Annotated in this window: 21 protein-coding genes; 7 read left to right on the forward strand and 14 right to left on the reverse strand. The window is 64.8% G+C overall.

The window, feature by feature from the left end:
• Window positions 1-89: 89 nt before the first annotated feature.
• The gene (locus BCR55_RS12750) at window positions 90-1,061 is read right to left on the reverse strand and encodes an aldo/keto reductase (RefSeq protein WP_006407924.1); all 972 of its coding nucleotides are present in this window, start codon (window positions 1,059-1,061) and stop codon (window positions 90-92) included.
• Window positions 1,062-1,226: 165 nt separating this feature from the next.
• On the opposite strand from BCR55_RS12750, the gene BCR55_RS12755 reads away from it, so the two are divergent.
• Window positions 1,227-2,015: a 3-hydroxybutyrate dehydrogenase gene (locus BCR55_RS12755; protein ID WP_065494608.1), complete on the forward strand. Its 789-nt coding sequence runs from the start codon at window positions 1,227-1,229 to the stop codon at window positions 2,013-2,015.
• 118 nt (window positions 2,016-2,133) lie between these two features.
• Here BCR55_RS12755 and BCR55_RS12760 read toward each other — a convergent pair whose 3' ends face one another.
• Window positions 2,134-3,333, reverse strand: a complete 1,200-nt coding sequence (locus BCR55_RS12760; protein ID WP_006407927.1) for an amino acid aminotransferase — start codon at window positions 3,331-3,333, stop codon at window positions 2,134-2,136.
• A 240-nt stretch (window positions 3,334-3,573) separates the two neighbouring features.
• Between BCR55_RS12760 and uvrB the strand changes: the two genes are divergently transcribed.
• The 5 genes from uvrB to BCR55_RS12785 all read left to right on the forward strand — a co-directional run bounded on the left by uvrB (window position 3,574) and on the right by BCR55_RS12785 (window position 9,112).
• Window positions 3,574-5,664 carry an excinuclease ABC subunit UvrB gene (gene uvrB / locus BCR55_RS12765; protein WP_006402050.1) on the forward strand — a complete coding sequence of 697 codons (2,091 nt, stop codon included), beginning with the start codon at window positions 3,574-3,576 and terminating at the stop codon, window positions 5,662-5,664.
• A 220-nt stretch (window positions 5,665-5,884) separates the two neighbouring features.
• Window positions 5,885-6,436 carry an iron transporter gene (locus BCR55_RS12770; RefSeq protein ID WP_006407929.1) on the forward strand — a complete coding sequence of 184 codons (552 nt, stop codon included), beginning with the start codon at window positions 5,885-5,887 and terminating at the stop codon, window positions 6,434-6,436.
• 51 nt (window positions 6,437-6,487) lie between these two features.
• On the forward strand, window positions 6,488-6,820 hold the full coding sequence (locus BCR55_RS12775) for a cupredoxin domain-containing protein (protein WP_006402048.1): 333 nt from the start codon (window positions 6,488-6,490) through the stop codon (window positions 6,818-6,820).
• A 55-nt stretch (window positions 6,821-6,875) separates the two neighbouring features.
• Window positions 6,876-7,718: an FTR1 family protein gene (locus BCR55_RS12780; RefSeq protein WP_006409594.1), complete on the forward strand. Its 843-nt coding sequence runs from the start codon at window positions 6,876-6,878 to the stop codon at window positions 7,716-7,718.
• A complete protein-coding gene (locus BCR55_RS12785; RefSeq protein ID WP_065494609.1) occupies window positions 7,715-9,112 on the forward strand; it encodes a 4Fe-4S binding protein in 1,398 nt (465 codons plus the stop codon). The genes BCR55_RS12780 and BCR55_RS12785 overlap by 4 nt, the downstream gene beginning before the upstream one ends.
• 297 nt (window positions 9,113-9,409) lie before the next feature.
• Here BCR55_RS12785 and hemP read toward each other — a convergent pair whose 3' ends face one another.
• From hemP to BCR55_RS12800, 3 genes are all read right to left on the reverse strand, one after another.
• Entirely contained in the window at window positions 9,410-9,655 is a 246-nt protein-coding gene (gene hemP, locus BCR55_RS12790; RefSeq protein ID WP_006402044.1) for a hemin uptake protein HemP, read from the reverse strand.
• Window positions 9,656-9,793: 138 nt separating this feature from the next.
• Complete coding sequence (locus BCR55_RS12795; RefSeq protein ID WP_006407933.1) at window positions 9,794-10,276, reverse strand: SRPBCC family protein; 483 nt, start codon at window positions 10,274-10,276, stop codon at window positions 9,794-9,796.
• Window positions 10,277-10,381: 105 nt separating this feature from the next.
• Window positions 10,382-11,254 (reverse strand): pirin family protein, encoded by an 873-nt coding sequence (locus BCR55_RS12800; protein ID WP_006407934.1) that lies wholly within the window; start codon window positions 11,252-11,254, stop codon window positions 10,382-10,384.
• 121 nt (window positions 11,255-11,375) lie between these two features.
• Here BCR55_RS12800 and BCR55_RS12805 point away from each other — a divergent pair, with 121 nt between their 5' ends.
• Entirely contained in the window at window positions 11,376-12,350 is a 975-nt protein-coding gene (locus tag BCR55_RS12805; RefSeq protein ID WP_006407935.1) for a LysR family transcriptional regulator, read from the forward strand.
• Window positions 12,351-12,685: 335 nt separating this feature from the next.
• On the opposite strand, the gene BCR55_RS12810 is transcribed toward BCR55_RS12805, so the two are convergent.
• The 9 genes from BCR55_RS12810 to BCR55_RS12850 form a co-directional block, all read right to left on the reverse strand.
• Entirely contained in the window at window positions 12,686-13,117 is a 432-nt protein-coding gene (locus BCR55_RS12810) for a biopolymer transporter ExbD (RefSeq protein ID WP_006402040.1), read from the reverse strand.
• Between the two features lie 14 nt (window positions 13,118-13,131).
• Complete coding sequence (locus BCR55_RS12815) at window positions 13,132-13,863, reverse strand: MotA/TolQ/ExbB proton channel family protein (protein WP_006407936.1); 732 nt, start codon at window positions 13,861-13,863, stop codon at window positions 13,132-13,134.
• 35 nt (window positions 13,864-13,898) lie between these two features.
• Window positions 13,899-14,645, reverse strand: a complete 747-nt coding sequence (locus BCR55_RS12820; RefSeq protein WP_065494610.1) for an energy transducer TonB — start codon at window positions 14,643-14,645, stop codon at window positions 13,899-13,901.
• 216 nt (window positions 14,646-14,861) lie between these two features.
• Entirely contained in the window at window positions 14,862-15,098 is a 237-nt protein-coding gene (locus BCR55_RS12825) for a bacterioferritin-associated ferredoxin (RefSeq protein WP_006402037.1), read from the reverse strand.
• A gap of 145 nt (window positions 15,099-15,243) precedes the next feature.
• Window positions 15,244-16,122, reverse strand: coding sequence for a glutamate racemase (gene murI / locus BCR55_RS12830; protein WP_065494611.1), 879 nt, complete (start codon window positions 16,120-16,122; stop codon window positions 15,244-15,246).
• Window positions 16,123-16,148: 26 nt separating this feature from the next.
• Window positions 16,149-16,625 (reverse strand): bacterioferritin, encoded by a 477-nt coding sequence (bfr, locus tag BCR55_RS12835; protein WP_006402035.1) that lies wholly within the window; start codon window positions 16,623-16,625, stop codon window positions 16,149-16,151.
• Window positions 16,626-16,835: 210 nt separating this feature from the next.
• Window positions 16,836-18,359, reverse strand: coding sequence for a fumarate hydratase (locus BCR55_RS12840; RefSeq protein WP_065494612.1), 1,524 nt, complete (start codon window positions 18,357-18,359; stop codon window positions 16,836-16,838).
• A gap of 43 nt (window positions 18,360-18,402) precedes the next feature.
• A complete protein-coding gene (locus BCR55_RS12845) occupies window positions 18,403-18,987 on the reverse strand; it encodes a TIGR00645 family protein (protein WP_006407941.1) in 585 nt (194 codons plus the stop codon).
• 108 nt (window positions 18,988-19,095) lie between these two features.
• Entirely contained in the window at window positions 19,096-19,995 is a 900-nt protein-coding gene (locus BCR55_RS12850; protein ID WP_053297024.1) for a DMT family transporter, read from the reverse strand.
• Window positions 19,996-20,002 lie beyond the last annotated feature (7 nt).

The raw sequence follows: 20,002 nt of genomic DNA on the forward strand, positions 1-20,002 counted from the left end.
GAATGGTGAATCGGGAAAAGCGGCAATCGGGCGCGCTCGGGCGCCGATGCGGCCGCGTATTGTACGCGAGGTACGCGCGTCGTCGCGCCTTACTCGTACGCGTCGCCGATCACCGCTTCGACGCGTTGCTTCACGTCCGGCGCGAGCCGCGCGACGACGTCGAGCGCACGCATGTTGTCGCCGATCTGCTCGATCCGCGAGGCGCCGGTGATCACCGAGCTCACGCGCGGATTCGCGAGCACCCACGCGATCGCGAGCTGGCCGGTCGTACAGCCGAGCTCGGCCGCGATGTCGCCGAGCTGCGCGACGATCGCGTTGCTTGCGGGATCGGTGAGGCGATCGCGCAGCCAGTCATAGCCCTGCACCTGCGCGCGACTGCCGGGCGGGACGCCGTTGCGATACTTGCCGGTCAGCAGGCCCGACGCGAGCGGGCTCCATGTGGTCAGGCCGAGGCCGTAATCGTCGTAGAGCCGCGCATATTCCTGCTCGACGCGCGTGCGGTGGAACAGGTTGTACTGCGGCTGCTCGACGATCGGCTTATGCAGATGATGCCGTTCGGCGATGTCGTATGCGGCGCGGATCTCGTCTGCGCTCCACTCGGAAGTACCCCAGTACAGTGCCTTGCCGCGCGCGATCATGTCGCTCATCGCCCATACGGTTTCTTCGATGGGCGTATGCGGATCGGGGCGATGGCAGTAGACGAGGTCGACATAGTCGAGTTGCAGCCGCCGCAACGAGCCGTCGATGGCGTTCAGCAGATATTTGCGGTTCAGCGTGTGGTACTGGTTCGGCGCTTCGGCCAGCCCCCAGAAAAACTTCGTCGACACGATGTAGCTGACGCGCGGCCAGCCGAGCGACTTCAGCGCCTGGCCCATGATTTCTTCGGACCTGCCGCCTGCGTAGACCTCGGCGTTGTCGAAGAAATTGACGCCGGCGTCCCGCGCGGCGGCGAGACATTCGCGCGCGACCCGCTGGTCGACCTGATTGCCGTACGTGACCCAGGAACCGAGCGAAAGCGCGCTGATCTGCAGGCCGGAGCGGCCAAGGCGCCGATAGTGCATGCGACTCTCCTGCGTGGACTCGATCGACCTTAAGCTTAGACGTTTTGCGCGCGGCCGGCAGCGCCGATCGTGCACAATAGCGGCTGGTTCGCCGGTGCGGCCGCTGGGTGGAGACGGGCGCGGCGCAGGCAGGCTTTATCGATCCGATAACAGAAGGAGACGGACATGGCAGCAGATCTGAGCGGCAAGACCGCAGTCATCACGGGCGCCGCGAGCGGCATCGGCAAGGAAATCGCGCTGGAGCTGGCGAAGGCGGGTGCGGCCGTCGCGATCGCCGATCTGAACCTGGACGGTGCGAACGCGGTCGCCGACGAGATCAACAAGGCCGGCGGCAAGGCGATCGGCGTCGCGATGGACGTGACCAACGAGGAAGCGGTCAACACCGGCATCGACAAGGTCGCGGAGACGTTCGGCTCGGTCGACATTCTCGTGTCGAATGCCGGCATCCAGATCGTGAACCCGATCGAAAACTATTCGTTCGCCGACTGGAAGAAGATGCAGGCGATCCACGTAGACGGCGCGTTCCTGACGACCAAGGCCGCGCTCAAGCACATGTACAAGGACGATCGCGGCGGCGTCGTGATCTACATGGGCTCGGTGCACTCGCACGAGGCGTCGCCGCTGAAGTCGGCGTACGTGACGGCCAAGCACGGGCTGCTCGGTCTCGCACGCGTGCTCGCGAAGGAAGGCGCGAAGCACAACGTGCGCTCGCATGTCGTGTGTCCGGGTTTCGTGCGCACGCCGCTCGTCGACAAGCAGATCCCCGAGCAGGCCAAGGAGCTCGGCATCAGCGAAGAGGAAGTCGTGAAGAAGGTGATGCTCGGCAATACGGTCGACGGCGTGTTCACGACCGTGCAGGACGTCGCGCAGACGGTGCTGTTCCTGTCGGCGTTCCCGAGCGCGGCGCTGACCGGTCAGTCGGTGGTCGTCAGCCACGGCTGGTATATGCAGTAAAGCCCGCGCTGCTGCGCGCATCGCCGCTTACGCGACAGCGAATGGCATAAAAAAACGCGCTCCGGAGAGCGCGTTTTTCGTTTCGGCCGAGCGGCGGGCAGCGACGACCGCTGCCGCTTTACTTCAGCACGGCCGCGACGGCGTTCGCGACGACGTCGAGGTTGCGCGTGTTCAGCGCCGCGACGCAGATCCGGCCCGTTGCGACGGCGTAAATGCCGAACTCTTCGCGCAGACGATCGACTTGCGCGGCGGTCAGACCCGAATACGAGAACATCCCGCGCTGTGCGTTGATGAAGCTGAAGTCGCGATCGACGCCGCTCGCCTTCAGGCGCTCGACGAGACCATTGCGCATCGCGCGGATGCGATCGCGCATTTCGCCGAGTTCCTGCACCCACGCAGCATGCAGTTCCGGCGACGCGAGCACTGCAGCAACCACGGCACCGCCATGCGTCGGCGGGTTCGAATAGTTCGTGCGGATCACGCGCTTGAGCTGCGACAGCACGCGCGCGGCTTCGTCCTTGCTCGACGTGATGATCGACAGCGCGCCGACGCGCTCGCCGTACAGCGAGAACGACTTCGAGAACGACGACGAGACGAACGCGTTCAGATCGGCTGCCGCGAACAGACGCACGGCCGCGGCATCGGCCTCGATGCTTTCGCCGAAGCCCTGATACGCGATGTCGAGGAACGGCACGAGGTTGCGCGCCTTGACGACGTCGACGACCTGCTGCCATTGCGCTTCGGTCAGATCCACGCCGGTCGGGTTGTGGCAGCACGCGTGCAGCACGACGATCGTGCCCGGCGCATAGCCGTTCAGCGCCGACAGCATGCCTTCGAAGTTCACGCCGTTGGTGGCCGCGTCGTAGTACGGATACGCGACGACCTCGAAACCGGCCGCTTCGAACAGCGCACGGTGGTTTTCCCAGCTCGGATCGCTGATCGCGACCTTCACGTTCGGGTTCACGGTGCGCAGGAAATCGGCGCCGATCTTCAGTGCGCCCGTGCCGCCCAGCGCCTGCGCGGTGACCACGCGGCCCGCGGCGATCAGCGGCGAATCGTTGCCAAGCAGCAGCTTCTGCACGGCCGCGTCGTACGCGGCGATGCCGTCGATCGGCAGATAGCCGCGCGGCAGGCCGGCGTCGACGCGTGCCTTTTCCGCTTCACGAACCGCGCGCAGCAGCGGAATCTTGCCGTCTTCGTTCGTGTAGACGCCGACGCCGAGATTGACCTTGGTCGGACGCGTATCGGCGTTGAAGGCTTCGTTCAGGCCCAGGATCGGGTCGCGGGGAGCAAGCTGGACAGCGGAGAAGAGCGACATGATGATTCGGCAGTAGTAAAAAGAGGGTCAGGCTTTCAACCGGCAAGGCGGACGCTGCAGCGCCCGCACGGGCAGGCACGACGCCGGGAAGCGCAGCAGCCTGACATTGTAGCGAATTCGCGCCGGAGCGACGTACCCGATCGCGATGTCGGCCGGCCGCGGCGTGTCGGGAGGCGGCAGCAGATCGCGCCGTCGCGAAGCGCTAGAATAGTTTTTTTGCCTCCGCACCGGCTGCACTCCATGTCAGAACACCATGCCGAAATCGGCGACACGCTCGACGAATCCAAATTCGTGACGTTCGAAGGGTCGCCGTTCCAGCTCTATCAGCCGTATCCGCCCGCAGGCGACCAGCCGACCGCCATCGACACGCTCGTCGAAGGCGTGCAGGACGGTCTCGCATTCCAGACGCTGCTCGGCGTGACGGGCTCGGGCAAGACCTTCACGATGGCGAATACGATCGCGCGGCTCGGCCGCCCGGCAATCGTGTTCGCGCCGAACAAGACGCTCGCCGCGCAACTCTACGCGGAGTTCCGCGAGTTCTTCCCGCGCAACGCGGTCGAGTATTTCGTGTCGTACTACGATTACTACCAGCCGGAAGCGTACGTGCCGCAGCGCGACCTGTTCATCGAGAAGGACTCGTCGATCAACGAGCACATCGAGCAGATGCGGCTGTCGGCGACGAAGAGCCTGATGGAGCGCCGCGACGTCGTGATCGTCGCGACGGTGTCGGCGATCTACGGTATCGGCAATCCGTCCGAATACCACCAGATGATCCTGACGCTGCGCACCGGCGACAAGCTCGGCCAGCGCGACGTGATCGCGCGGCTGATCGCGATGCAGTACACGCGCAACGAGCAGGACTTCCAGCGCGGCACGTTCCGCGTGCGCGGCGACACGATCGACATCTTCCCGGCCGAACACGCGGAAATGGCCGTGCGCGTCGAGCTGTTCGACGACGAGGTCGAGACGCTGCAGCTGTTCGACCCGCTGACGGGGCGCGTGCGGCAGAAGATTCCGCGCTTCACCGTGTATCCGTCGTCGCACTACGTGACGCCGCGCGACACCGTGATGCGCGCGGTCGAGACGATCAAGGAGGAGCTGCGCGAGCGGCTCGAATTCTTCCACCGCGAAGGCAAGCTCGTCGAAGCGCAGCGTCTCGAGCAGCGCACGCGTTTCGACCTCGAGATGCTGCAGGAGCTCGGCTTCTGCAAGGGCATCGAGAACTACTCGCGGCATTTTTCGGGCGCGGCGCCCGGCGAGCCGCCGCCGACGCTCGTCGACTACCTGCCGCCCGACGCGCTGATGCTGCTCGACGAATCGCACGTGCTGATCGGCCAGCTGAACGGCATGTACAACGGCGACCGCGCGCGCAAGGAAAACCTCGTGAATTACGGGTTCCGGCTGCCGTCGGCGCTCGACAACCGCCCGCTGAAGTTCCACGAGTTCGAGCGCAAGATGCGCCAGGTCGTGTTCGTGTCGGCGACGCCGGCCGACTACGAGCAGCGCGTGACGGGGCAGATCGCGGAGCAGGTCGTGCGGCCGACCGGGCTCGTCGATCCGGAAATCGAGGTGCGGCCCGCGAGTTCGCAGGTCGACGACGTGCTGACCGAAATCAACGCACGCGTGAAGGCCGGCGAGCGTGTGCTGATCACCGTGCTGACGAAGCGGATGGCCGAGCAGCTGACCGAGTTCCTCGCCGATCACGGCATCAAGGTGCGCTATCTGCACAGCGACATCGACACGGTCGAGCGCGTGGAAATCATCCGCGACCTGCGGCTCGGCACGTTCGACGTGCTGGTCGGGATCAACCTGCTGCGCGAAGGGCTCGACATTCCCGAGGTGTCGCTCGTCGCGATCCTCGACGCGGACAAGGAGGGCTTCCTGCGCGCCGAGCGTTCGCTGATCCAGACGATCGGGCGCGCGGCGCGCAACGTGAACGGCAAGGCGATCCTGTACGCGGACACGATGACCGAGTCGATGAAGCGCGCGATCGGCGAGACCGAGCGGCGCCGCGCGAAGCAGATCGCGTACAACGAGAAGATGGGCATCACGCCGCGCGGCGTGGTCAAGCGCATCAAGGACATCATCGACGGCGTCTACAACGCGGACGACGCGCGCGCCGAACTGAAGGAAGCGCAGCAGCGCGCGAAATTCGAGGACATGTCGGAGAAGCAGCTCGCGAAGGAAATCAAGCGCCTCGAGAAGCAGATGGCCGATTACGCGAAGAACCTCGAATTCGAAAAGGCGGCCGCGACGCGCGATCAGCTTGCGCTGCTGCGTGAGCGCGTGTTCGGCGCGAATGTCGGCGATCACGTGAGCGGCGGCCGGTAAATCTTTCCCAACACTGCTGAAACCTGCCGGTAACGGCCGTGTAAGCCTTGTCGCATCAGGGGTTTGCCGCCGTTCCGGTTTGTTCGGAAACCGGTTCGGTGCTACACTGCGCAATTATTGAGAATTGTTCGCATTAACGTTCTTCGTTGCGTTAGTGTTTCCAGCGAGCCGTCCGGCCGGGCGTTTCGCACGTGTTGTCAGACAAAAACAAGGAGTGTCCATGTTGGGTTCTTCGTTTATCCGCACGTCGGTGGCGGTGGCGGCGGCACTGGCCGCGATGTCGGTTTGCGCTGCGGAATATCCGATCGGCAAGCAGCAGATTCAGGGCGGCATGGAAATCGGCGCCGTCTATCTGCAGCCGATCACGATGGATCCGGAAGGGATGATGCGCAAGGCGTCCGATTCCGACATCCATCTGGAAGCCGACATCCACGCGGTGAAGAACAACCCGACCGGCTTCGCGGAAGGCGACTGGATGCCGTATCTGCAGGTGTCGTACAAGCTGACGAAGCAGGGCGACACGAAGTGGAAGGCCGAGGGCGACCTGATGGGCATGGTTGCGAGCGACGGCCCGCACTACGGCGACAACGTGAAGCTGAACGGCCCGGGCAAGTACCACCTCACGTTGATGGTGAAGCCGCCGATGCAGTCGGGCCACATGGCGTTCGGCCGCCACGTCGACAAGGAAACCGGTGTCGGCCCGTGGTTCAAGCCGATCACGCTCGAATACGACTTCCCGTTCGCCGGCATCGGCAAGAAGGGCGGGTATTGATCGGTCACGGACGGCGCGCTTCGGGCGCGCCGTCGGCGTAGAGAACCCACGATGAAATTTCCCCAGAAAATCGTCGCCGCCGCTGCCGCGATGTGGCTTGCCGGCGCGGCGTACGCAGCTGACTTGCCGACGTTCAAGCTCGAGATGGCGGACGGCAAGCTGAATCCGGCCCGGATCGAAGTCCCGGCCGGCCAGCGTTTCAAGATCGAGATCAAGAACACCGGCAAGGGCGCCGCCGAATTCGAGAGCGTGCAGCTGCGCAAGGAGAAGGTGCTTGCGCCGGGTGCCGATTCGTTCGTGGTCGTCGCCCCGCTGTCGCCGGGCGAATACAAGTTTTTCGACGATTTCCACCAGCAGGCGCAGGGCGTGATCGTCGCGAAGTAACGTTTTGTCTGCGTGCTGGCGCGCGGATGCGCCGCTCGCACGTCAGGAGGTATCGATGGGTCAGATCTTGTTCATCGTCTGGCGGGAGAGCGTCGAAGCGCTGCTCGTCGTCGGCATTCTGTATGCATGGCTGAAGAACGGCGACGCCGACGCGCGCCGCGGCCTGCCTTTCCTGTGGACCGGCGTCGTCGTGGGCCTGCTGATGGCGGTCGGCCTCGGCGCCGCGCTCGTCGGGTTCACCGAAGTGCTGTCGGGCGACGCGCAGGACTATTTCCAGACCGCGATGGTGCTGATCGCCTGCGTGCTGATCGTGCAGATGGTGTTGTGGATGCGCCGGCACGGACGCACGCTGAAGCGCGACATGGAGCAGTCGCTCCAGCAAAGCACGCGCGATTCGAACTGGTGGGGCGTCGCGGTGCTGGTCGCGCTTGCGATTGCCCGTGAAGGCAGCGAGACGGTGATCTTCCTGTACGGCCTCGGCTTCGGCCAGTCCGGCCATGTCGACGGCAGCCAGATGCTCGCGGTCGTGATCGGCCTGGGCCTCGCGTTCCTGACCTTCTACCTGCTGCAGCTCGGCGGCAAGTACTTCTCGTGGCGGCACTTCTTCCGCGTGACCGAAGTGATGCTGCTGTTCCTCGGCGCGGGCCTGTTCGAGACCGGCGTCGACAAGCTGATCGACAAGGAAATCCTGCCGCTCGGCATCTCGCAGGTGTGGGATACGTCGGCGATCCTCGACGATTCCGGCACGTTCGGCTCGCTCGTCGCGACGCTGACCGGTTATCGCGCGCACCCGGCGCTGACGAACCTGATCGCCTATGCGCTGTACTGGGCGGTGGTCTGGCTGCTGATGAAGCGTGCGAGCCGTCGCCCGGCCGTCGCAGCGGGTCGCGCGGCATGAGCGTCGTCGCAGCAGCAAAGCCGGGCCGGCTCGCGCAGGCCGGCCACTGGATGCAGCGCCACGGGGCGCTGATTCGCGGCATCCAGTGGGTCGTCGTCGCCGTCTATGCGTTCCTGATCATCGTGCCGGCGATCACGCCGCTGCCGGACGATTCCGCGCATCTCTGGAGCAACCTGACGCTCGCTGCGGAATTCGTGTTCTGGGGCATCTGGTGGCCGTTCGTGCTGCTGTCGATGGTGATGCTCGGCCGCGTCTGGTGCGGCGTGCTGTGTCCCGAGGGCGCGCTGGCCGAGTATGCAAGCCGCTTCGGCCGCGGGCGCGCCATCCCGCGCTGGATGCGGTGGGGCGGCTGGCCGTTCGTCGCGTTCGGGATCACGACGATCTACGGCCAGATGGTCAGCGTGTATCAGTATCCGCTTGCCGTGCTGCTCGTCCTCGGCGGCTCGACGGCCGCCGCCATCGTGATCGGGCTGCTATACGGTCGCGAGAAGCGCGTGTGGTGCAAATACCTGTGCCCCGTCAACGGCGTGTTCGGGCTGCTCGCTCGGCTCGCGCCGATGCGCTACAAGGTCGACGAGGAAGCGTGGCGCCGCTCGTACAAGAACGGCGAGCACGGGCACCGCGTGATTCCGATCAACTGCGCGCCGCTCGTGCCGCTGCGCAACATGAAGGGCGCCGCCGCCTGTCACATGTGCGGCCGCTGCAGCGGGCATCGCGACGCGATCGCGTTGTCGTGGCGCTCGCCGTCCGATGAAGTCGTCAATCTCGGCGCGCAGCAGGCGAATCCTTGGGATACCGCGCTGATCCTCTACGGTCTGCTCGGCGTTGCGATCGGTGCGTTCCACTGGACGGTCAGTCCGTGGTTCGTGCAGATCAAGCAGTGGCTTGCCGGTTGGCTGATCGACCACGACATCACGTGGCCGCTCGAGACCAACGCGCCGTGGTTCCTGCTGACGCACTATCCGGACCGCAACGACGTGTTCTCGTGGCTCGACGGCGGGCTGATCGTCGGCTATATCGTCGGCACGGGCCTCGTATACGGTACGGCGCTGCTCGTGCTGCTGGCCGGCGCGACGCTGATGCTCGGCCGCTTCGATCGCGTCCGGCTCCATCATCTCGCGCAGGCGTTGATTCCGATCGCGGGTGCGGGCGTGTTCCTCGGGTTGTCGGCGACAACGTTGTCGCTGCTGCGCGCCGAACATGTGCCGCTCGGCTGGGCGGCCGACGTGCGGATTGCGATTCTGATCGGCGCCAACGCGTGGAGCGCCTGGCTCGCATGGAAGGTGACGGGCCGCTACGCGACGTGGCCGCGCCGGCTCGCGGCTTTCGCGTGGTTTGCCGCCGCGTTGGCGGTGATCGATAGCGCGTGGTGGCTGATGTTCTGGGGTTTCTGAGCGGCTGCGCGAATCGCGTCGGCCACAGCGGCCGATCGTCGAACGGCGCTTGGTCTGCCTTCATGGATTTTCCATTCCCGCGCGAGCGCGAGCGCATCCGAGAGCACAAATAAAAAGCGACACGTCGAAGGACGTGTCGCTTTTTTGTTGCCGCGTGAGAACCAAAAAAGTGGCTTGGCTTGCTGCAACGGCTGCTTGAGTGTGTTTGCACGAAGGGGTCTAGATCTCGCGTGCAAGCCGTTGCGCTGGCTAATGCCCAACACCTCTCAGGGAGGTGGTCCCCACAATACTCTGTCGTTACTTCGTCAGGATCAGCTTGCCGAGCCGCGTTGCGCGCAACTGATACGTTTCGCCGTTGTGCGCAATGCTGATGTGGCTGTGACCTTGCAGCAGCGCGTCGCTGCTGACGACCCGTGTGCCGCTGTCGCGGTTGCCGGCAGGCTTCGCCGGAGCGGTAACCGCCGCCGTCTTCTGACGGCTGCCGCCTGCAGTGCCCGCAGTGCGGCGCAAGGTCAGCGTAGTCGGGCGCATGGTGTCGGTCATTCGGTTTGATCGGTGACTGTCGATACGATGGAATGAATTCTAAATGATAACTATTCCCATTTACAAAAACTCTTTATTGATCGGGGAAGCGGGGTCGATAGCTTGAAGCAAACGGCGGCGAGCACGCCGCCGCCCGTGTCAGTGCAGCGGATCCGGGTCCTTGCGTCCCTGCGCGTATTCGCGGATCAGGCGCACCGTATCGATGTCCGAGGTGCGATACGCTTCCTTCACGATGCCGTGCGTCTGCCGCGCTTCCTCGCTGTCGTCGGTGACGGTCAGCGTCGTCCGGTATTCGAAACGCAGGAACAGCTCATGATCGTCGCGTTCCTCGATCGTCATCGTCAGCGAGCCGCCGATTTCGCCGTCGGCCGCGTGAATGTCGTAGCGGACCTGCTGATTCGGCGTGAAAGTCACGCGGTCGCGCACGACCGCGTGACCGTAATGCAGTTCGCGCTCCAGCGTGGTCGCGGTGCGCTCGCGAACGACGCAGCTATCGAGGCCGATCACGAACAGCTGCGGCTGCTCCGCGCGCAGCACGAGGCCCTCCCACAGCTGGTCGCGCGTGAGGGTCGGGATGGCCGGATCGTCGGTGTTGATCTGGATCAGGTGTTCGAAGTTCAAGGGGACGGTTTCCTTCTTGTGGCGGGACGCCGTGTGGTTCAAGTCAGGAAGTCATTGTGACGCAAAACGCGCGGCTTCGCGGCACCCGCGTCCCATCCGTACGCATCACGCTTCGATGCGTCCCATGCGACCGGTCTGATAATCGACGACGGCTTGCCGAATCTCTTCTTCGGTATTCATCACGAACGGGCCGTAGCGCACGATCGGCTCGTTCAGCGGTGTACCGCCGATCAGCAGCAGGTCGAGCGACGTGTCGCCGGCGGCGAACGTGACCGTATCGCCGTCGTCGCCGAACACGATCATGTGACGGGCGTCGACAGCTTGCGCCTCAGGCCCGTAGCGGCCCGTTCCTTCGATCGGATAGGCGAACACGCGATAGCCGGCCGGCACCGCTTGCGTGACCGTCGCGCCGGGTTGAAGCGTGAAGTGCTGGTACAGGATCGGCGTGCGCGTCTCGATCGCCGCACGCGCACCGAACGCTTCGCCGGCAATCACGCGCACGTGTGCGCGCCCGTCCGGCGACGTCGCGATCGGAATGCGGTCGGCCGGCATTTCCTGGTAGCGAGGCGCGATCAGCTTGTCGCGGCGCGGCAGGTTGACCCACAGCTGAAAGCCGTGAGAGCGGCCGCCGCTTCGCGCGAACTCGGGGTCCGGCATCTCGCTGTGCACGACGCCCGAGCCGGCCGTCATCCATTGCACGTCGCCGGGCCCGAGCGTGCCGGCATGGCCGGCCGAGTCGCGATGACGGAACCGCCCCTCGAGCACGTACGTGACGGTTTCGAAGCCGCGGTGCGGATGGTCGGGCGCGCCTTTCGCCTCGCCGGGCGCGTAGTCGACGGGGCCCATTTCGTCGAGCAGCAGGAATGGATCGAAGTCCATCAGCTGACGCGTCGGGAACGGGCGGTGAACCACGAAGCCGCCGCCTTCGGTCGTCCGAACGGCGGGGTAGATGCGGTCAAGCGAACGAGCGGTCGTCATGGGGAAGCCCTCGAATCAACGGAATAGCATTATTTTTGAAACACTACGCTATTATATGGACCGATTTGCCTGGGAATTTGCGGTGACCCGCAATGGATTGTTCTGAAATTGGAACGATGACATGAACATCGATGCACATAACCTGAACGACCTGATGTACTTTTCGCAGGTCGTCGAGCACGGCGGTTTTTCTGCGGCGGAGCGCGTCCTCGGCATCTCGAAATCGCGGCTGTCGCGGCGTCTGACGGAACTCGAGGGCGCGCTCGGCGTGCGGCTGCTGCAGCGTTCGACGCGCAAGCTCGCGCTCACCGAGGCCGGCGAGCTGTTCTACCAGCACTGCCAGGCGATGCTGGCCGAGGCGCAGGCGGCGATGAACGCAGTGCAACAGCTGCGTGCGTCGCCGCGCGGATCCGTGCGCGTCAGCGTACCGGTCACGCTGTCGCAGACGATGCTGTCGCGGATCCTGCCGGAATTCCTGCATCGTTATCCCGAAGTGAAGGTGCACATCCGTGTGACGAATCGCGTGATCGACCTGTTCGAGGATTCGATCGACGTCGCGCTGCGCGTTCGGTCCGAGCCGCCGCAGAACGCGAACATCGTCGTGCGGCCGCTTTGGCGTACCGAGCAGATGCTGGTCGGCGCGCCGAGCCTGTTGAGCCAGAATGCGCCGCCGCTCGTGCCGGAAGATCTCGCGCATTTCGAAACGCTCGATACGCCGAGCGTCGACGGGCGGCACGTGTTCAACCTGATCGCGCCGGACGGCACGCGTCACGTGCACGAACACGATCCGCGCCTCGTGACGGCCGACCTGATGACGATTCGCGAGGCGGTGCTCGACGGTCTCGGCATCGCGGCGCTGCCGGAGATGATGTACGGCAATGCGTTGCGCGCCGGCCAATTGTCGCCGGTGATGCCCGGTTGGACGTTGCCGGTCCCGCAGCTGTACGCGGTGTTCGTATCGCGACAGGGGATGCCGCCTGCGGTGCGCGCATTCGTCGACTACCTGGTGGAGAAGCTCGATCACGGCGAATACAAGCAGCCCAGCTGCCCCGAGCGCGCGAAGAAGGATGCGGCCGCGGACGTTGCGGCGAGCTGAGCCTCGCACGCGCAAGGCGGCGGATTTGTTTTGTCATTGAAGCGTCGCCGGCAATCGCAAGTTTCAATCGACAGGCACTTGAATGCCGATGCGGGCAGGCCTATATTGAAATCCCATTTCGCGAAGGAAGTTCTGAGCGGAATCAGGTGGCCGCATATGTTGCGAGCCAGATAGGGCAGAACGCGCAACCCGTGCAGACCACGGTAGTCGCATTTGCGTTGCTCGAGGCGCAACCGATACCGCCGAAGAGCCCGCCGCCCGAAGGCGCCCGCGTGCGCATGAAAAAAGGCCTTCATCTGGCGATGAAGGCCTTTTACTTTGTGCGGCGCGCTTCGTTACTTCTTCACTTTCGCGCCCGGTTCCGTCACGAAGCCGAGCTTCGTCAGGCCGCCTGCCTGCGCGTCGGACATCACCTCGGCCACGCGCTCGTATGCGACCTTGCGGTCCGCACGCAGATGCAGTTCCGGTTGCGGTTGATGCTGCGCCGCTTCCGCGATGCGCGCCTGCAACTGGTCGCGCGTAACCGTATGGTCGTTCCACAGGATCGTGCCGTCGCCCTGGATCGCGACGTCGACCGTCTGCGGTTTCTCGTCGACGGGCTGACTGCTTGCGCGCGGCAGATCGATCTTCACCGCATGCTGCATGGCCGGAATCGTCACGAGGAAAATGATCAGCAGGACCAGCATGACGTCGACGAGCGGCGTCATGTTGATCTCGCTCATCACGCCGTCGTCGTCATCGTCGCCGAAGCCGGTATTCATTGCCATGGTTCGCCCCCGCTTCAGCTGGCGCGCGCGGCGAGACGCAGGCCGCTGCGATCCGACGACGATGCGAGACGCTCGCCCGTCACGAAATAGGCGTGCAGGCCGTGCGCGAAGCGGCGCAGCTTGCTGACGATGCCCTTGTTCGCACGCGTGAGCGCGTTATAGCCGAGCACGGCCGGGATCGCGACGAACAGGCCGAATGCCGTCATGATCAGCGATTCGCCGACCGGGCCCGCGACCTGATCGATCGACGTCTGGCCCGTCATGCCGATCGCGAGCAGTGCGTGATAGATGCCCCAGACCGTACCGAACAGGCCGACGAACGGCGCCGTGCTACCGATCGATGCGAGGATGGCGAGGCCGCTCTGCATGCGGGCGATGCCTTCGTCCATCGTGTCCTTCAGGCAGCGCGTGACCCAGTCGGACACGTCCATGCGGTCATGCAGATGCGGCTGCGTCTGATGGTGGTGATCGGCCGCTTCCTTGCCCGACAGCGCAAGCGCGAGGAACGGATTGTCGGCCGGCGTCGACGCAGCAAGGCCGAGCTTCTTGATGCCGTCCTCGAAGTCGTCCGAATGCCAGAAGCCTTGCTCCGCATTTTTCGTCAGGCGGTTCAGCCGCACCACGTTCCAGCCCTTCACGACGATCACGATCCACGACAGGATCGACATCACGAGCAGCGTGATCGCAATGGCGCGCGTCACAAAATCACCTTGCGCCCAGACGTGCGCGATACCGTAGCTTTGCATTTTTGTTTCCCTTGAATCTTTCCGGATAAGGCTGGTTAATCGGTGAGCCCGAAGTTGTAGGGCTGCGTGCGAGCGGCGCGGATCGCCTGGCCGTTTTCGATATACGGACGGCAGGTGGTCGCACGCATCGCGTCGAGCGCGGCTTCGTCGAGACGCGGATAGCCGCTGCTCTTCTGCAATTCGATGCTTTCGATCTTCCCCGTCACGCCGACGACGAAGTGCACGTACGCGGTGCCCGTTTCGCCACGACGGCGCGACATCGCCGGGTAGTCGGGCTTCACGAACGAGCACTGCAGCGTAGGCACGTTCTTCGGCGCGCTGACCTGCATCGTTTCGCGGGCGGGGCCCGGCGCCGGTGCGGGGGCGGGCGCTGCCGCGGCCGGCGCGGCGGGCGAGGGCTCGGCGGCGGCCGGTGCGGGCGTCGGCGACGGTTCGGGCGACGGCGCGACCGGCTGCGGCGTCGGCTTCGCGACCTTCGGCACCGGCTTCGGCTCGACCTTCGGCTTGACGCGCGGGACCGGCTTCGGCGGTGCCGGCTGCGGGATCGATTCGGCCGCGACTTGCTGCGCGACCGGCGCGGGCGGCGCGGGCGGCGCGATCAGCTGCGCAGTGATCGACTGGACCTCGACGGATTTCGGCGGCAGCGCGCTGCGATGGAGCCATGCGGCCGTCAGCATGATCGCGTGTGCGGCCAGCACACCGACCGCGACGGCGACGACTCGGAGATTCATACGTGGAACAGCCGGCAAGGCGCCGGCAGAAGCGGAATGCGATGGCTGCATGTTAGCTTGAAAGAACGACGTCGCACCCGGGGCGCGGCGGGTGAAACGGCATCACTTGCGGAAGATCAGCAGCGAGATGCATACGGTGGTTACAAAACCGATCAGCAGTTCCATGTCCAGCTCCTTCGCGAATAAACCGCTGGCTTGCGCAGACGATGGCTTGCTGACGGAAAAACAAAAAATGCGGCCGGGGCCGCATACGCACGCTCGGCCCGCTCAGGCCGCCTTGCGTTCGTAGAACGTCACCGGAATCGGATGAGCGTGATGCTCGACACCGCACCGGCTCGCGCACACGCCGTGCTCGGCCATCAGGTCGCGTACCGACTCCTCGCATTTGCCGCAGCAGGTCGCCACGCCAAGCTCGAACTGAAGCTCGTCGAACGAGTCCACGCCCTCCGCGAGGGACGCGCGAATCTTCCGATCGGAAACAGACTTGCATACGCAGACGATCATGATGAGTGCGATAGCTAACGTTAATGCGAATTATTATCATTAAATTCTGCGGCGTTGACAAGCGCGGGTTCGCTTTTTTTAAAGGCCATCGGACCCTGATAGCGGCGAGCGGTCGTACCTTGCGATGCGCGGCGAAGGGGGCGGGTCAGACGGACGCGCAAGCGCGCGCGTTCGGCGATGCGATGGTGACGGCTTCGACCGGCGCGTCGAGGTCGAGCAGCGTCGATGCGAGCGCCTGCAACGGACGCCCGTCGCCCGTCGAGCAGAAGCGGGGAGCGGCCGCAGGCATGCCGGCGGGCGTACGCAGCCCGTGCTGTTCCAGCACGCGGGCCAGCTGGCGCGCGATCGCGTCGCTCGTATCGACGATCGTCATGCGCTCGCCGATCAGGCCGCGAATCGCGGTGGTGAGAAACGGATAGTGCGTGCAGCCGAGCACGATCGTGTCGGCACCTGCGTCGAGCATCGGCTTCAGATAGCCGTCGAGAAGCGCGCGCAGCGCGGGCGAGCCGGTGTCGCCGCGCTCGACGGCCTGCACGAGGCCGTGACCGGGCTGGCAGATGAAACGACACCCGGCGCCGTGACGTTCGAGCAGCGCCTGGAAACGCGCGCTGCGCAGCGTGGCTTGCGTGGCCAGCACGCCGACGACGCCGCTCGCCGATTGCTCGACCGCCGGCTTGATGCCGGGCTCGACGCCGACGAGCGGAATCGCGAGACGTTCGCGTACCGCCGCGATCGATTGGGCGGTTGCCGTGTTGCACGCGACGACGAGCGCCTTGGCGCGTTGCTCGACGAGCCACTCGCCGATCGCGAGCGTGCGTTCGGTAATGAACGCGTCGTCGCGCTCGCCGTACGGCGCATGGCGCGTGTCGGCGACATAGACGAACGACTCGCCGGGCAGCCGCGCACGAACCGCACGCAGCACCGACAGGCCGCCTAGCCCGGAATCGAAGATCCCGATCGGTGCGGCGGCAGCGGTAGCGGTGCGGTGCGCTTCGGCGGCGCTCGGGGAAATCGTCATCGTCATGCGAACGGCGAGCGGGCGGGGGGCGCTTACTCCGGCGAACCCATCATCGACTGCTGATAGTTCTGCAGGCCGACCTTGCCGATCAGGTCGATCTGCGTTTCCAGCCAGTCGATGTGCTCTTCGGTGTCGTCGAGGATCTTTTCGAAGATCTCGCGCGACACGTAGTCGCGCACCGATTCGCAATAGGCGATCGCTTCCTTGCAGGTGGCCTGGGAGATCTGCTCGAGCTTCAGGTCGCACTTCAGGATTTCTTCGGTCTCCTCGCCGACGAGCAGCTTGTGCAGATCCTGCAGGTTCGGCAGGCCGTCGAGCATGAACACGCGCTCGATCAGCCAGTCCGCGTGTTTCATTTCGCCGATCGACTCGTCGTATTCGTGCTTGCCGAGCTTGTCGAGGCCCCAGTGCTTGTACATGCGGGCATGCAGGAAGTACTGGTTGATCGCCGTGAGTTCGTTCTTCAGCTGGGCGTTCAGGTATTCGATGACTTTCTTGTCGCCTTGCATGGCTTTTCCTTCTTCAGTAGCGCTTCAGAAACCGAACGATAATCGCTGGAACACGAAATGCCAAGCGCCGAAGCCTTGTCCGATCGGCTTGTCGGCCGTAATGAGAATCAACCGCGAACGGTCCGCAAGGAACGATTCGCGATACGCGCGAATGCATACCGGAATGAAAAAGGCCGGACAGGGTCTGTCCGGCCTTTCGCGTCGTTGCGCTTAAGCGGTCGCGACCGGGATCTTGCCGATCTTCGCCTGCCATTCCTTCGGACCGGTCTGGTGCACCGACGTGCCCGAAGAATCGACAGCAACTGTTACAGGCATGTCCTTCACGTCGAATTCGTAGATCGCTTCCATCCCGAGATCTTCGAATGCGATCACCTTCGCGTCGCGGATCGCCTTCGACACGAGGTACGCGGCGCCGCCGACCGCCATCAGATAGGCCGCCTTGTGCTTCTTGATCGCCTCGATCGCGACCGGCCCGCGCTCGGCCTTGCCGATCATCGAGATCAGGCCCGTCTGCGCGAGCATCGTCTCGGTGAACTTGTCCATCCGCGTGGCGGTCGTCGGGCCGGCCGGGCCGACCACTTCGTCGCGCACCGGATCGACGGGGCCGACGTAGTAGATCACGCGGTTCGTGAAGTCGACCGGCAGCTTCTCGCCCTTCGCGAGCATGTCGGCGATGCGCTTGTGCGCAGCGTCGCGGCCCGTCAGCATCTTGCCCGACAGCAGCAGCGTCTGGCCCGGCTTCCAGCTCGCGACTTCTTCCGGCGTCAGCGTGTTCAGGTCGACGCGCTTGCTCGTTTCGGTGTTCGGCTCCCAGTTGACCTTCGGCCATGCGTCGAGCGACGGCGCCTCGAGCTTCGCGGGGCCCGAGCCGTCGAGCACGAAATGCGCGTGGCGCGTGGCCGCGCAGTTCGGGATCAGCGCGACCGGCTTCGATGCCGCGTGCGTCGGCGCCGCCATGATCTTCACGTCGAGCACGGTCGACAGGCCGCCGAGACCTTGCGCGCCGATGCCGAGCGCGTTCACCTTCTCGTGCAGTTCGACGCGCAGTTCCTCGATCCAGTCCTGCGGGCCGCGCGTGATGATTTCCTGGATGTCGATCGGATCCATCAGCGATTCCTTCGCCATCAGCATCGCCTTCTCCGCGGTGCCGCCGATGCCGATCCCGAGCATGCCGGGCGGGCACCAGCCCGCTCCCATCGTCGGCACCGTCTTCAGCACCCAGTCGACGATCGAGTCGGACGGATTGAGCATCACGAACTTCGACTTGTTCTCGGAGCCGCCGCCCTTGGCCGCGACCTGCACGTCGACCTTGTCGCCCGGCACGATCTCGTAGTGGATCACCGCCGGCGTATTGTCCTTCGTGTTCTTGCGCGCGCCTTCCGGCGGATTCACGATCGATGCGCGCAGCACGTTGTCCGGATGCGTGTAGCCGCGGCGCACGCCTTCGTTGATCATGTCGGTCACGCTCATCGTCGCGCCGTCCCAGCGCACGTCCATGCCGACCTTCACGAAGATCGTCACGATCCCGGTGTCCTGGCAGATCGGACGGCGGCCTTCCGCACACATGCGGCTGTTGGTGAGGATCTGCGCGATCGCGTCCTTCGCGGCCGGGCTCTCTTCGAGCTCGTATGCGCGGCCGAGCGCCTGGATGTAGTCGAGCGGATGGTAGTAGCTGATGTATTGCAGCGAATCCGCGATGCTCTGGATCAGGTCTTCCTGTTTGATGACGGTCATGGCTGAGGCTCTGTGGGGACAGTAGGAATGCTGGGCCGGCCGTTCAGGCCGGCGTGCGCGACGCAGCGGCTGTCTGCGTCTCGTGGAAATGGGCCGGATGCGTGTGCGTCGTGAGGCGGTCGACCCACGCCATCACGAGCGCCGACACGAGGAACGACACGTGGATGATCACCTGCCACATGATCGCGTGCATCGTGTGCTGATCGGGGTTGATGAAGGTTTTCAGCAGATGGATCGACGAAATGCTGATCAGCGCCATCGACAGCTTGACCTTCAGCACGCCCGCATTCACGTGGTCGAGCCATTCGGGCTCGTCGGGATGGCCTTCGATGCCGAGACGCGACACGAACGTCTCGTAACCGCCGACGATCACCATGATCAGCAAGTTCGAGATCATCACCACGTCGATCAGGCCGAGCACCGCGAGCATCACGCTGATTTCGTCGAGGCTCGTTGCGTGCGACAGCAGATGCCAGACTTCTTTCAGAAACAGGAACACGTAAATCGCCTGCGCGACGATCAGCCCGAGATAGAGCGGAACCTGGAGCCAGCGGCTCATGAAGATCAGCGCGGGCAAAGGGCGCAACGGACGAGCGGCGGGACGGCCGGGCGAGTGCGGGGCGGACATGGTGAATGTGCTGCGGTGGGTGGGTATCGTGGGTAACTTAAAGGGCGCGCTATTGTAACGCGTCGGCCGGCGCGCCTGCAGCGACGCGCTGATGTGCCGGGGGACGGATCAGGAGGCGGCGGCGTCCGCCGATTTGATGCGCAGGCTTGCGAGCACGATCCCGCCGACCACGCACGCGAGCGCGATGCCATGCGCGAACGTCGGCCGCTCGCCGAGGAACGCGATCCCGTAGACGGCTGCCGCGACCGGCAGCACCGCGCTGAACACGCCGGCGAGGCTGCCCGGCACGTGGCGGATACCCTTCATCCACAGCCAGAACGAGAAGATGCTCGCCGACAGCCCGTACCACACGACGAGCGCCCACGTGCCGGCCGGCACGCTCGCATAGTCGAAGCGCCACAACGCGCCGGCGCCGAGCGGCAGCATCAGCAGCAGGCCGAACAGGTGCGTGTAGGCGCAGATGTCGATCGGCGCGAGCGTCTGCGTCAGGCGGCGCGACAGGATCACGTAGATCGATTCGCAGCACACGGCGCCGAGGATCAGCAGGTTGCCGGTCAGCGAACCGGCCGGCGCGCCCTGTGCGGACGCATTGCCGCTCGCGAGGTTGATCGTCACGACGCCGGCGATCGCGAGCACGATCGACACGAGCGCACGGCCGTTCGGCTTTTCTCCGAGGAACAGCCAGGCGAACAGCGCGACGATCGCGGGGATCGTGCTCGTGATCACGCCGGCCGCGACGGCGCTCGTGCGCTGTACGCCGTTGAGCATCAGCAGCGTGAACATGAACGTGCCGAAGAACGCCTGCAGAAACAGGTTCAGCCATTCCGCGCGCCGCACCGCGCGCATCTTGGCGGGATTGAACAGCGGCCACAGCACGGCGATCGCGATCACGAAACGCAGGGTAGCGAGCAGGGCAACGGGAACGAAGGCGACGATCGATTTGCCGATGCCGACGTTGACGCCGACGAAGAGCATCGACAGGACGAGACAGAATGCGTAGCGATTCAAGCTGGAA

The organism is Burkholderia sp. CCA53, assembly GCF_001685525.1.
Classification (GTDB): Bacteria; Pseudomonadota; Gammaproteobacteria; order Burkholderiales; family Burkholderiaceae; genus Burkholderia; species Burkholderia multivorans.